This is a genomic window from Vibrio sp. 10N.222.52.B7 (assembly GCF_041474275.1).
GTDB classification, from domain to species: domain Bacteria; phylum Pseudomonadota; class Gammaproteobacteria; order Enterobacterales; family Vibrionaceae; genus Vibrio; species Vibrio crassostreae_C.
The window spans coordinates 59,713-72,377 of record NZ_JBFRTU010000068.1; the positions used below are offsets into that span (position 1 = coordinate 59,713).

Annotated in this window: 11 protein-coding genes and 1 pseudogene; 8 read left to right on the forward strand and 4 right to left on the reverse strand. The window is 44.3% G+C overall.

The window, feature by feature from the left end; genetic code table 11:
- Positions 1-170 precede the first annotated feature (170 nt).
- Together AB4512_RS16485 and AB4512_RS16490 are read right to left on the reverse strand one after the other, a co-directional pair.
- On the reverse strand, positions 171-932 hold the full coding sequence (locus AB4512_RS16485) for a YdcF family protein (protein ID WP_017065514.1): 762 nt from the start codon (positions 930-932) through the stop codon (positions 171-173).
- Between the two features lie 366 nt (positions 933-1,298).
- Positions 1,299-2,183, reverse strand: coding sequence for a LysR family transcriptional regulator (locus AB4512_RS16490; RefSeq protein WP_136974859.1), 885 nt, complete (start codon positions 2,181-2,183; stop codon positions 1,299-1,301).
- Positions 2,184-2,315: 132 nt separating this feature from the next.
- Between AB4512_RS16490 and AB4512_RS16495 the strand changes: the two genes are divergently transcribed.
- A complete protein-coding gene (locus AB4512_RS16495; RefSeq protein ID WP_017059146.1) occupies positions 2,316-3,326 on the forward strand; it encodes an aldo/keto reductase family oxidoreductase in 1,011 nt (336 codons plus the stop codon).
- 9 nt (positions 3,327-3,335) lie between these two features.
- Positions 3,336-3,727, forward strand: a pseudogene (locus tag AB4512_RS16500) (GlcG/HbpS family heme-binding protein).
- Positions 3,728-3,839: 112 nt separating this feature from the next.
- Here AB4512_RS16500 and AB4512_RS16505 read toward each other — a convergent pair.
- Entirely contained in the window at positions 3,840-5,213 is a 1,374-nt protein-coding gene (locus AB4512_RS16505) for an L-cystine transporter (protein ID WP_017059148.1), read from the reverse strand.
- A 185-nt stretch (positions 5,214-5,398) separates the two neighbouring features.
- The gene (locus AB4512_RS16510; protein WP_372175194.1) at positions 5,399-6,094 is read right to left on the reverse strand and encodes an NAD-dependent epimerase/dehydratase family protein; all 696 of its coding nucleotides are present in this window, start codon (positions 6,092-6,094) and stop codon (positions 5,399-5,401) included.
- 718 nt (positions 6,095-6,812) lie between these two features.
- Here AB4512_RS16510 and AB4512_RS16515 point away from each other — a divergent pair.
- The 6 genes from AB4512_RS16515 (at position 6,813) to AB4512_RS16540 (ending at position 12,545) form a co-directional block, all read left to right on the forward strand.
- Complete coding sequence (locus AB4512_RS16515) at positions 6,813-7,424, forward strand: flavin reductase family protein (RefSeq protein WP_017065519.1); 612 nt, start codon at positions 6,813-6,815, stop codon at positions 7,422-7,424.
- A 57-nt stretch (positions 7,425-7,481) separates the two neighbouring features.
- Positions 7,482-8,546 (forward strand): nicotinate-nucleotide--dimethylbenzimidazole phosphoribosyltransferase, encoded by a 1,065-nt coding sequence (cobT, locus tag AB4512_RS16520; RefSeq protein WP_108194207.1) that lies wholly within the window; start codon positions 7,482-7,484, stop codon positions 8,544-8,546.
- A complete protein-coding gene (locus tag AB4512_RS16525) occupies positions 8,546-9,352 on the forward strand; it encodes an adenosylcobinamide-GDP ribazoletransferase (RefSeq protein WP_372175195.1) in 807 nt (268 codons plus the stop codon). Before cobT ends, AB4512_RS16525 begins: the two co-directional genes overlap by 1 nt.
- Before the next feature lie 9 nt (positions 9,353-9,361).
- On the forward strand, positions 9,362-9,982 hold the full coding sequence (gene cobU / locus AB4512_RS16530) for a bifunctional adenosylcobinamide kinase/adenosylcobinamide-phosphate guanylyltransferase (RefSeq protein ID WP_017059154.1): 621 nt from the start codon (positions 9,362-9,364) through the stop codon (positions 9,980-9,982).
- Positions 9,983-9,991: 9 nt separating this feature from the next.
- Positions 9,992-10,609, forward strand: coding sequence for an alpha-ribazole phosphatase family protein (cobC, locus tag AB4512_RS16535; protein ID WP_017059155.1), 618 nt, complete (start codon positions 9,992-9,994; stop codon positions 10,607-10,609).
- Positions 10,610-10,748: 139 nt separating this feature from the next.
- A complete protein-coding gene (locus AB4512_RS16540) occupies positions 10,749-12,545 on the forward strand; it encodes a M3 family oligoendopeptidase (RefSeq protein ID WP_372175196.1) in 1,797 nt (598 codons plus the stop codon).
- The last annotated feature ends 120 nt before the right edge of the window (positions 12,546-12,665 follow it).

A 12,665-nucleotide genomic window follows, 5' to 3' on the forward strand; every position in this document is an offset into this window, starting at 1 on the left:
ATTTAGGCCAGCAAGATGGATTAGATAGGTTTATTGTTTAAAGGAGGGGGAAGTACTGAGTAAGCCAAATAAGGAGGGATGTTGTGATAAGCAAGATCGAAAAATGCAGCCAACAACCGTTCGATTGCTGCTGCATTTTTTATTGTTCGAGTTAACCTAATTGGAAGAGATTAAGCATCACCTGGTTTTTCGCGTTTGCTGTTCCAACCCATAAAGTTGTAAATGTTGTAACGAGCAAAGCCAATCTGTTCATGCAAAGCAAAATCTGTGACCGCAAAGTTGTACCACAATGGCAACCATGAAATTTGAGCAGCCATATAGTCGGCTCTCACTGGAATAACATTCAAGCCGAAGTGGTTGAAGTAGAGCTCGCTACGACGAATATGTAGGCCAGATGAAACCAACACAATGTTGTCGAATTTATGATGCTTCATTAGGTCACTAGTGAGCTGAGCGTTCTTCCAAGTGTTGACGCTATTTGGCTCTTGAATGATGTCACCCATCGGAACGCCAAGTCTCAGCAATTGTTGCTGATAAACTTCTGCTTCGGCAACACCGTTATTTTGTGCATCGCCACCACTGATGATCACTTTGCATGTGGTTTGGGTTTTGGCGCAATCTTTATATTGGCTGGCGGTTTCACTGATTCGGCCAAAAGAGAAAAAGGCTGGCTCGAACTCTTGCGTGCTTTTAATTAACTGCGTTCCCGCACCTAGAAGAACAATGGCGTTATTGTCAGACCATTGGATATCAGGCTTATTTTCGTAATCGGCTTGCAGATCGTTCAGTAAATAACGAGGAATTAAACCTGAACCAATCAGCACAAATGACGATATAAGAACAAGAGATAAAAACAGAGAGGTTTTTCGCCACTGAAGTAAACGTGTAAAGCCTACGAATAGCAGAAGAAGTAATAATATAATAAAGCTCATGAGGATCCTGTTATCGAACTGGTGCCAAGATGATGTGACATACTGAAGCGGTGCATCATATATCAGTTATGTTAATCATTCATAGGTAACTCATTGTATTATTAAACAAATGCACGATTTCTTTCTATCAAGAACAATCATCGATGAGAGCATTCGAAAAATCGCTTTATTATTGTTCGATAATCCCATTTTAAATATAGGTATATAAATCAAGAGGGTTATTTAAAGCTTATTTCGTGTTATTTGATTTATCTGTTCATCGGTTTCCGTTTCTTCAACTCGTTAACTCAGCTTTCATATTCTTAAACTACCAAATCTTCAAGCTCTTAAATGATCGAGCTCTCCAGTTTTCAAGATCTTAAACTATCAAGCTCTCAAGTTTTCAAAGTAATGCTGAACAAATTTAACGAACACTTGGTGTTTCTTTGCCGGATAAATAACTTGCGGATAGAACAGATAAATACTGTTGCCTTGTTGCAGACATTCATCAGGCAGCACTCGCTCTAACTCTCCAAGCTCGATCTCTTTCGCAACGTAGTAACTTGCAATACGGATGATGCCACTGCCTGCCATGGCTTGTTGCTTAAGCAGGTGGTTGTCATTACTTGAAAGCCAGCCGGACACATCAATATTTACCGATTTTAAAGGCCACTCGGTTTGGTGCAGAGTTGCTAAGCATTGATGATCACTTAAGTCACTCACATTGGTAGGGCGACCAAATTGGTTAAGATAACCGGGAGTCGCGACTAAATCATGTTGATAGCTAATCAAGTGTTTCGCCACCATGTTGTCAGGTGGCGTATTGGTGGCACGAAACGCGATATCGATATCATCTTGATTGAGATTAAAGTTGGTGTAGCTACTGTTTATCTCGAAACGAATCTCAGGGTATTGCTGCCTAAACTGTTGGCAGATATCGAATAGATATACCTCAGTAAACATCTTTGGCGCAGTGAGGCGTAATAGGCCTTTGACGATGTCGTGTTGCTCTGAAACGCTGCGTTCAAGTTGTAAGACTTGCGAGCGAATCGTTAAGCCTTGTTGTAACGCGCGTTCGCCTTCTTGGGTTAAACGAACACTGCGCGTGGTTCTGACCAAAAGCGGGCACTGTAAATCATTCTCTAGACGTTTGATCTGCTCAGAAAGGTAGCTCTTAGAGATACCGAGCTTTTCGGCTGCCTTGGTAAAATTAAGTTGCTGAGCAAGTTCTACAAACAGGATCAGTCGTTCTATTCTTTTGTGTTCGTTCATTCGCGCGTTCCTACCAATCTATTGTTCGTCATATCAAACAATCATTTCGTAACTAGCATATTCTGTTTTTTAAAAAGAACAATATGATAGAGGCATATTTCTGGTCAGCAAATCTTCTAAGCGAGAATCGATATGACGAACAGCACTGAATCTACAAACAAAACGAATGACAAAAAACGTATCCCATTATCAAATTATCTACCGAATGTTGGGCAAATTGCCTATGGCTGCATGGGGTTAGGTGGTGGCTGGAATGATAATCCAGTGACGAGTGCGGATGTTGCTCAAACACGAAGCGTAATCGGCACCGCACTAGAATCGGGCATTAACTTATTCGACCATGCGGATATCTATACCTTCAGCAAAGCTGAGCAAGCCTTTGGTCAAGCATTACAACAAGCGCCTGATCTGCGTGAACAGATGTTCATTCAATCTAAGTGTGGGATTCGTTTTGAAGGCGAGGGCAATGTTGGTCGTTATGATTTCTCGGCAGATTGGGTAGGCCAATCGGTAGACGGTATTCTCAATCGATTGAATACTGAAAAGCTTGATGTGCTGTTATTGCACCGCCCTGATCCTTTGATGGAACTCGATGAGCTAGCAAGAACGTTAGAGAACTTAAAAGCGCAAGGTAAGGTCGATTATTTTGGTGTGTCGAACATGAACAGCCATCAAATTCAGTACCTGCAATCTGCGCTTGGGCAACCCATCGTCGCGAATCAAGTTGAGATGAGCTTAGCCAAATTGGATTGGTTGAATGATGGGGTGATGATTAACTCGCAAGGGCACCATCAATCAGACTTCGCCGCAGGCACTCTTGAACATTGCCAATTGAATAACATCCAACTGCAAGCTTGGGGCTGTTTGGCACAAGGCCGATTTGCTGAGCAAGGTTTGTATTCAGAACATGAAAACGTGAAAAAGACAGCGCACTACGTGGCTCAGTTAGCGAACCAATATGGCGTAGAAAGTGAAGCGATTGTGTTGGCATTTTTGCTTCGTCACCCTGCTCGTATCCAACCTGTAATTGGCACCACAAATCTAGAGCGAATCAAAGCTTCGGCAGTCGCGACTCAGATAAACCTGTCTCGTGAAGAGTGGTACAACCTATACGTGTACTCACGTGGTCAAGCACTGCCATAAGGAATGAATATGTTGAATCAAAAGATCGCGCAACAACTGGTGTCTAACGCTCTAGACATTGCTGAGCGTAATCAACAAGCAATCGCGGTGAGCGTGTGTGATACGCACGGTGAGTTACTGGCGTTTATTCGCATGGATAATGTGAGTGTTCAAGCCGGATTGTTAGCACAGAACAAAGCTTATACATCTGCAAGAGATAGACAGCCAAGCGGTAACTTAGGTGCTTGGGCGAGAGAAACTGGTAAAGACTTAAGTTACTGGACTGACCCAAAGATCACTGGCTTTAAAGGCGGTTTCCCATTGAATTAAATGGGCAGGTGATTGGCGCTATTGGTGTCAGCGGATTAAGTGAAGACGACGATGAAGCACTTGCCGAAAAAGTCATTCAACTTGTGTTCTAAGCTGTTGCTCGTGAAGTAATGGAAGTTAGAAGTAACAGATAATAAAAAACCGATGCATGTGCATCGGTTTTTTTGTTTAACGAGACTCAAGTGCTTGAATCAATCGAACCCATTAAGCGTTCGCTTGTTCCAGATCTTGTTGCTTGTCTTTCTTGCCTAATAGGCGGCTTGTGATCGTACCGGCTGTCATAGCACCAGATACGTTAAGCGCCGTACGTGCCATATCGATAAGTGGCTCGATAGAGATAAGCAGTGCTGCAATCGTTACAGGAAGGCCCATAGCAGGAAGTACGATAAGCGCCGCGAACGTTGCACCGCCACCTACGCCAGCAATACCGAATGAGCTCACTGTGATAATAGCAATCAGAGACAGAATGAAGTTGATGTCCATTGGGTCGATGCCAACTGTAGGCGCAACCATGACTGCTAGCATTGCAGGGTAGATACCCGCACAACCGTTTTGACCAATCGTCGCACCGAAAGAGGCAGACAGGTTAGCAATCGCTGGTGGCACGTTTAGCTTAGTGATTTGAGCTTCAACGTTCAGTGGAATTGTTGCTGCAGAACTACGAGACGTGAAAGCGAACGTCAGTACAGGCCAGATCTTTTGGAAGTACTCTTTCGGGTTTACACCAACAAAAGAAACCAACACACCGTGTACGACGAACATCAGTAGAATCGCAACGTAAGATGCAACGATGAAACCCAGTAGGCTGAGGATGTCAGAAGCACTTGATGTTGCAACTACCTTCGCCATTAACGCTGCGATGCCGTATGGCGTTAGTGCCATGATCATCTTAACTAAGCGCATAACGATAGATTGTGACGCTTCAACGAAAGTACGGATTGGAGATTCTAGTTCTTCTTTCTCTGCCATCACTTTACGAGCAGCGATGCCCGTTAGCACACCAAAGATAACAACCGCGATGATAGACGTAGAGCGAGCCCCCGTTAGGTCTGCAAATGGGTTAGTCGGAATAAAGCTGATCAGCATTTGTGGAATTGTTAGGTCTGAAACGCTACCGATGCGGCTTTCAAGTGTTGCGATACGTGCTGTTTCGCGAGCGCCTTCTGTTAAACCTTCAGCAGACAGGCCGAATGCTTGCGTTACAACAATACCAACAATCGCAGAAATCGCGGTTGTTGCTAACAGTACAGAAATGGTGATACCAGAAATCTTGCCCAGTGAGCCGCCTTTTTCAAGCTTCACTACTGCTGCAATCATTGAAACCAATACTAATGGCATGATCACCATTTTCAGTAGGCCAACATAACCACGGCCAACAATATTTACCCAGTCTAGTGTTTCGTTGATGACCGGATTGCCTTCACCAAATAACAGCTGTAGACCAAGACCAAATGCGCTACCAAATACTAAACCGAGTAAAACGAGGCGAGAAAGTGTGTTTTCTTTTTTCTGCTGTCCGTAGAGAAAAAAGAGGATACCAGTGAATACCGCTAAGGCAGCGATAGCTGAAAATGACATTTGTTTTCCTTATGAATCTCTTTAAATCGATAGGGCGCTTAGATATATGGGCGCAAATACTGTTAGCTACAGTAGCGACCTGTAACAAAACGTAAAATAAGGAAAAGTAATTTATTAGAACGATTAGTAATATCCACTCAATAGGATGGGTGGATATTCAACATTGTGATGAATAGGTGAGCTTTTTAGCGATATTTTGCCAATAAATTGAGCATGTCACTTGACGAGTAAATTTCGATATTTTGGAAATTATTTTCGAATAACCGGAACAACATTGCTTTGGCTACGTCTTCCGACTGAATAGGGCGTAGGTTTTTGAACTTACCAAGCATAAATGGAGACAGCAGAGGAAAGACACTTTGCAGGAGTTTTTCATCAGCTCTAGGTTCATCACGCTCACCCACCAGAGGCCCAGGGCGTGCGATGAAAAGCTGCTTGAAGCCAATACGTTTTAAATTTTGTTCCATTTGTGCTTTACAGCGAAGGTAGTGCGAATAGGAATCTGGTGAAGCGCCATAGCTAGAAACGACCGCTACGCGTTGAACCCCAAGAAACTTCATCGACTGTGCGACTTGGCTAACCAGTTCCACATCGATTTTGCGAAGCGCTTCTTTTGATCCTGCCTTTTTCTTAGTCGTACCTAAGCAGATAACGCCAAGATTAGGCGTCGCATTCGTGTCATCCCAACTGGTAACTTGCAGGTCGCTGTGAATGAGTGTGTGGAGCTTGTTGGAATCAAACTGTGAATCTAACGCTCGGCGAGATAGGGCATAGATATGATCAACGGCGGGTTCATCGATGAGCAACTTCATCACATGATGACCAATTAACCCGGTTGCACCAGCCACCACGACCGATGTTTTGTCTCCAGAAATGCTCATTTTAATCCCTTCTTCACTCCACAAGTGCTTGTTTAATATAAACAGTGTTTGAATTTTAAGCGAATAAAAGTTTGTTAAACGAGTGGTCAGTAGTATGTGGGGAGTCGCCTGTTTATGGAAAAAGAGATGATTTAGTTTGGCTCGACACATAAGTACGGTCTGAAGCATAAGTACGATATGAAACATAATGGCGGTGGGAAAGATAAATGCGGTTTGAAACTTAAGTTAGGCGTTAAACATAACAAAGCCCGCTGGGCGACGGGCTTTGTTACTTTTCTTGCTTCTTACTAGGTAAAGGACAGTGGGATTTTCCTTACCTTTTTGCTAGCTTTCTTACTTGATTTATTTGGTTTTCTTTTACTTGAATTTGGAATCATTACACCTCCTAAATCGTTGTTCTGTTTTGTCTTTCAATCGATTGTCTTTCTTCGTGTAGCGTCAGTGTTGTGGGCATTCACTGTATGGGTACTTATCAATGGAGAGATTAATAAGTAATTTAGATAAGGCATAAACGATGCCAAAATGTAAGTTATTGATAAATCTATTATCAGTATTATTTGTGTTTTAGGGTTCGTCAATTTGACTGTCAATCTGAGAAAAAACCAGTGTGATCTGTTTAAATTAAGAACACTCTCTGCGGTTTCTGCCACATAGCCATAGATACAGCCTTGCTTAACACGTAAACTGAGTCGTAATTCACATAGACCAAGGACGTGCTATGAACCTCAAGCTTGATACTCTTGCTCCCACTCAGATTTATCACCTGATGACACAAACCGTTGTTCCTCGCCCGATTGCGTGGGCATTGACGGAATCTTCTGACCAAGAGTACAACCTCGCGCCTTTCTCTTATTTCACGCCTGTTTCTAGTAATCCGCCGTTACTGATGTTATCGGTTGGGAAGAAGCCGTCCGGCGAAATCAAAGATACCACTCGTAATGCCCTAGAAACGGGTAAGCTAGTGATTCACATTGCTTCTTCAAGTTCTGCCGAAACCATGACGGCGACAGCAGCTACCCTTGAACATGGTGATTCGGAAGTCACCGCGAATAACATTGATCTGGTTGAATTTGAAGGCTTCTCTTTACCGAGATTGAAAGAGTGCGCGGTCGCTTTTGGATGCACCTTGTACGAAGTAAAAGAGGTTGGAGAAGTGCCACAAAGCCTTATCTTTGCTCAAGTCGAAACCGTGTACATTTCCGAAGACGTGATCGACAAAGACAGTGAGCGTCTTAAGATCGACGCGTTAGCACTTGATCCTTTATCTCGATTGGGTGGCGGTGAATACGCCACGCTTTCCAATGTGTTTTCTGTCGCACGCCCTAAGTAGCAATACCTAAGTAGCAGCCCTATATCAACGTACCCAGAATAAGCGTTTTTAAAAACTATGTTAGATACCCAATACTCGCAGTACATCCAACACCGAATTGACCAAAAAACCAAGCCACTTGGCGCACTTGGCTTACTAGAAAAAGTCGCACATCAACTGGCTTTGATTCAGAGCCAAGGCAAAGAAGCTGCGGTTGAACACATCGAATTGAATAAGCCAAGTATCATCATTTTTGCTGGCGACCATGGCATTGCTGACGAAGGCGTGAGTATTGCTCCAAGCGCGGTAACACAACAGATGGTGTTGAACTTCTTAAGCGATGGCGCGGCGATCAATTGCTTCTGTGCGGTGAATAATATCGATATCACGGTAGTCGACACGGGGATATTGTTGCCTGTGGAATCAGACAGTGACATGTTGATCTCTCAGCGTTTGGGTACGCGAACCAATAACTTTGCCAATGAAGCGGCAATGAGTTTAGAAACGGTTGAACGTGGGATTGAACTGGGTACAGATCTTGTCTCTAGAACCATTTCGAATGGCACCAATATCATCATGTTTGGTGAAATGGGTATCGGAAATACCAGCAGCGCATCAGCGATCTTAAGTGCATTAGCGAATCGTGCTGCAGCGGAGTGTGTTGGCCTAGGCACTGGCATCAACAATGAACAGCTTGCACGTAAAGTGGCTGTGGTTGAGCAAGGTGTCGCGCGTTGCAAAGATTTAGATGCGAAAGAAGTTAAAGAGCTTACAGATCTTAAAGATATTAAAGAGGTACTCGCACAAGTCGGTGGCTATGAAATCGTTCAAATGGTCGGTGGCTTCCTTGGCGCTTACCAAAACAGAACACCAGTGTTGGTCGATGGCTTTATCGTGTCGGTTGCGGCGTATGTCGCGACTTTAATTGAACCAAACTGCCGAGACTATATGATCTTCGCACATCGCTCTGAAGAGTCGGGGCACAAAATTCTTTTAGAACTGCTCGACGCTGAGCCACTGCTCGATCTTGGATTGAGATTAGGTGAAGGCACAGGTGCTGCGCTAGCTATGCCAATCATTCGTGCGGCAGCCGAGTTCTATAACAATATGGCGAGCTTCGAAAGTGCTGGAGTCACGGTTTAATGAGTGATGTACCAGAAAGATCGTTGAAAGATCGAGTCACCCATCAGTGGGAGCTTTTTGCGCTGGCGATGGGTTTCTTTTCTCGCTTGCCAATGCCGAAAAACACGCCCTATTCTACAGAGCGAATGAACCGTTCTGGTCGCTACTTTTCAACGGTTGGTTTGTTGCTTGGTGTTCTGTGTGGCGGTGTGTTCTTGCTACTTGATGTGGTACTGCCGAGTGCAGTAGCGATCTTTTTGATGATGAGTTTTAGCCTGATGCTCACTGGCGCATTCCATGAAGATGGTTTGACTGATATGGCCGATGGCATTGGTGGCGGCATGACCCTAGAACGCCGTTTGACCATCATGAAAGACAGTCGAATCGGTACTTATGGTGCGTCTGCTCTGATTATGGCTCTGCTTGGCAAGTGGGTGCTGTTGAATGAACTCATAAGCATGACGGGACTGTTTATGGTAATCGTGACCAGTTATACCTTTAGCCGCGCGATTGCTGCATCGCTAATTTACGACATGCCTTATGTCAGTGATTTAGATACCAGTAAAAGTAAACCATTGGCCAACAAGCAAACCAAAGGCGAACTTGTCTTCTTGTTGCTGGTAGGCGTGCTGCCTAGCCTGTGGTTTGGTCTTGAATTCGCTTTGGTTTTATCTGTCGTCGCCTATCTGTTCAGAACAGGTTTTAAAACGTGGTTAACGGCTCGAATTGGCGGCTTTACTGGGGACTGCTTGGGTGCGGCTCAACAGTTAATGGAGTTGCTGACTTACCTTGTATTCATTACTGCATTTTACAATGGCTTTCTATAACGGCTTCCTATGACCAACACGAATGAAACTATTCAAGCTAATCAAATTAATCAAGCAAGTCAGCGAAACAGCCATTTGGTATTGGGTGGAGCTCGTTCTGGCAAGTCGAGTTTTGCAGAGCAACAAGCATTATGTGCGCTTGAAGCATGTTCAAATGGACGCCTCAATTATATTGCGACAGCGACATATCTTGATGATGAAATGCGAGAACGAATCGCGCACCATCAACAACGTCGTGGCGAGCAGTGGATTGAGCATGAAGTACCCGTCGAATTAGCCGAAAAACTGCAGTCTTTTGAGAAAGAAGATGTGGTATTGATTGATTGCCTAACCTTGTGGTTGAACAACATCATCTTTGAACTGGGTGATGACGCAACTAATGAACAGGTTGAAGCCGTGGTTGAAGTATTGGTCAAAAGCGTCGAGCAAAGTCCGGCGCAAATTATCATGGTCTCTAACGAAGTCGGTTTAGGTGTGGTGCCGCTGGGTAAAGTGTCTCGCTTGTTTGTGGACAATGCAGGACGAATGAACCAAGCGCTAGCTCGCGTCGTTGAGCGCGTCACGCTGGTTGCTGCCGGATTGCCGCTGCACTTAAAACCATCTAATCACTTGCTTGATATTCAAGGCTAGGTCGCACACATGGTCAATGGAACAACCAAAAACATCTATTTGTTAAGACATGGCAAAGTCGAAGGAAAAGCTGCGCTCAATGGTTTATCTGATGTGCTGGTCAACTCTGATCTTCAAGAACAGATATGTGAGGCACTAACTACACAAGACATTACCTTTGATAGCGTGGTTAGCTCTCCACTAAGACGATGTGGTGATCTCGCGAGCTTGTTTGCAGAGCGTATGTCTGTGCCTTTATCAGTTGCATCGGGTTTTCAGGAAATGAACTTCGGTGAAGTAGATGGTGTCCCATTTGATGAACTTGAAGACAAGTGGGGAATGTTAGAAACCTTTTGGAAAGACCCTGCTAATCATCAATTAACTGGCGCAGAAAGTTTACAGAGCTTCCACGACAGAGTAACTCAAGCTTGGTCGCAACTTTTGAATGATTCAAGTGACAACATATTGTTGGTTACTCATGGTGGTGTGATTCGCATACTGCTAGCGCACTGCCTTAATATTGATTGGAAAAACCCGAGTTTGTACTCGAAGTTATCGATAGAAAACGCATCGATAACGCATATTCAAATCACTCAGTTTGCGCAGAGCTTTATCAGCGTTAAATCGATAGGGATACCTGTTCTCTGAGTGTTCAAAAAACACAGTTTAAGAATTAACAATCTTTTAGATCTGTAAATAGAAACAGAAATATAAATAGAAGTATAAAGCGGCGTTCACAGCCGCTATACCTGATTGGTATTACTACCTACGTGAAAGGAATTTAGTCATGACAACACCAAGTTGGGATCTAAGCATTGCTTATAGCGATCTTAATGATGCAAAAATCGAACAGGACATTGAACTCATTCAGCAGTGCATTGAGCTGTTGAACCTACACGTTGAAAAGCGTCATATCATTCTAGCGATGCAAAACGCGATTCAGACTTCAGAAGCGGCAGGCACGTTACTGAGTACAATCAACACCTTCGCTAATTGCCACGCATCGGTCGACGCGACACACACAGAAGCGAAAGCATTGCTTGGTCGTGTAGCGAAGCTGAACTCTGAAATGTCTCAAGCGTTCAGCCCTTACGAAGATACGCTAATTCACGCAGAACCAGAATTTATTGATGCAGTATTAGAGCATGATAGTGCGGACGTAGCAGGGCAGCGCTTTGCGATTGAAAGCTCTCGTAAGTTATCAAGCAGCCGACTCAGTGTTGCTGAAGAGCAGTTATTGGCAGCGATGAAGGTTGATGGTCGTGACGGATGGGGTCGTTTATACGATAACCTAACCGGATCTTTAAAACTGTCGCTAAAGCTGGACGGTGAAGAGGAAGCCCTAGGCTTTTCACAAGCCGCGAGCCTGTTGTACGGCAGCGAATTCGACAAACAAGAACCAGCATGGCGCGCGGTTCAAGGTGCGATGAAAACGCACCAAGAGTCTTTTGCTTCGATTCTAAATGCATTGGCGGGTTGGCGACTGACTGAAAACAAAAAGCGTTCGAAGATTAGCGATGTGCATTTCCTAGATCCAAGCCTACACGGCAGCCGCATTGTGCCAGAAACGCTAGACACCATGATGTCGGTAGCGAAAGCTAATCGAGCTGTTGGTCAGAAAGCAGGTTTGTTAATGGCAAGAGTTCATGGCTTAGATGAAATGAAGCCATGGAACCACTTAGCTGCGATGCCGCCGCTTGGTGACGCTGAATCTAAGGTTTATCCATTTGATGAAGCGATTGAAGTGATCAAAACTGCCTTCGCTGAAGTGAACCCAGAGATGGCTGACTTCGTTGCTTTGATGGTTGAGAATGGTTGGATTGATGCCGCATCAGCAGCCAACAAGCGTTTAGGTGCTTACTGTACTAAGTTTGCCGCGACACGCACACCGCTTGTATTCATGACGTGGAGTGGCAGCCGCTCTGACTTAATGACATTGGCACACGAGCTAGGCCATGCGTTCCACAACTGGGTAATGAAAGACATGCCGTTGTGTCAAACACGCTACCCAATGACGCTAGCAGAAACCGCTTCTATCTTTGCTGAAAACATCGTTCGTGATCACTTGTTAACGCAAGCACAAACACGTAATGAGAAACTTGAAATGCTGTGGGAAGAGCTTTCTTCTTCTTTGGCATTAATGGTGAACATTCCCGTTCGTTTTGAGTTTGAAAAAGCCTTCTACGAGCAGCGTGAAAAAGGCGAGCTAACGGCTCAGCAGCTGTGTGACTTGATGGAAACGACTTGGAAAGAGTGGTATGGCGATGCAATGACAGAAGCTGACCCTTACTTCTGGGCGAGCAAACTGCATTTCAGCATCTCTCAAGTAAGCTTCTACAACTACCCATACTTGTTCGGTTACCTGTTCAGTAAAGGTGTTTACGCTCAGCGCGATGCGAAAGGTGAGCAATTCTACGGCGATTACGTTTCGTTGCTTCGTGATACGGGCAGCATGATGGCGGAAGAAGTCGTTCAAAAGCACTTAGGAATGGACCTGACTCAAGCTGATTTTTGGCAACAAAGCATCGACATGGTCAAAGTTCAAATCGATGAATTTGAAAGATTGCTCGATCAGGAAGATTAATTGATCTCAATCTGTTCATAGCAGGTAAGAGCTGTGTTAGCTTACGTGGCTCTTATCTTGCTGGCATAACCTGAGATAAGCCGAAACAACCAAAAGTCTCTTTAAATAGAGAAAGTTATT

Coding starts and splice junctions, on each gene's coding strand:
- AB4512_RS16485 (WP_017065514.1), bottom strand. CDS start 932: ATGAGCTTTATTATATTATTACTTCTTCTGCTATTCGTAGGCTTTACA.
- AB4512_RS16490 (WP_136974859.1), bottom strand. CDS start 2,183: ATGAACGAACACAAAAGAATAGAACGACTGATCCTGTTTGTAGAACTT.
- AB4512_RS16495 (WP_017059146.1), top strand. CDS start 2,316: ATGACGAACAGCACTGAATCTACAAACAAAACGAATGACAAAAAACGT.
- AB4512_RS16505 (WP_017059148.1), bottom strand. CDS start 5,213: ATGTCATTTTCAGCTATCGCTGCCTTAGCGGTATTCACTGGTATCCTC.
- AB4512_RS16510 (WP_372175194.1), bottom strand. CDS start 6,094: ATGAGCATTTCTGGAGACAAAACATCGGTCGTGGTGGCTGGTGCAACC.
- AB4512_RS16515 (WP_017065519.1), top strand. CDS start 6,813: ATGAACCTCAAGCTTGATACTCTTGCTCCCACTCAGATTTATCACCTG.
- cobT (WP_108194207.1), top strand. CDS start 7,482: ATGTTAGATACCCAATACTCGCAGTACATCCAACACCGAATTGACCAA.
- AB4512_RS16525 (WP_372175195.1), top strand. CDS start 8,546: ATGAGTGATGTACCAGAAAGATCGTTGAAAGATCGAGTCACCCATCAG.
- cobU (WP_017059154.1), top strand. CDS start 9,362: ATGACCAACACGAATGAAACTATTCAAGCTAATCAAATTAATCAAGCA.
- cobC (WP_017059155.1), top strand. CDS start 9,992: ATGGTCAATGGAACAACCAAAAACATCTATTTGTTAAGACATGGCAAA.
- AB4512_RS16540 (WP_372175196.1), top strand. CDS start 10,749: ATGACAACACCAAGTTGGGATCTAAGCATTGCTTATAGCGATCTTAAT.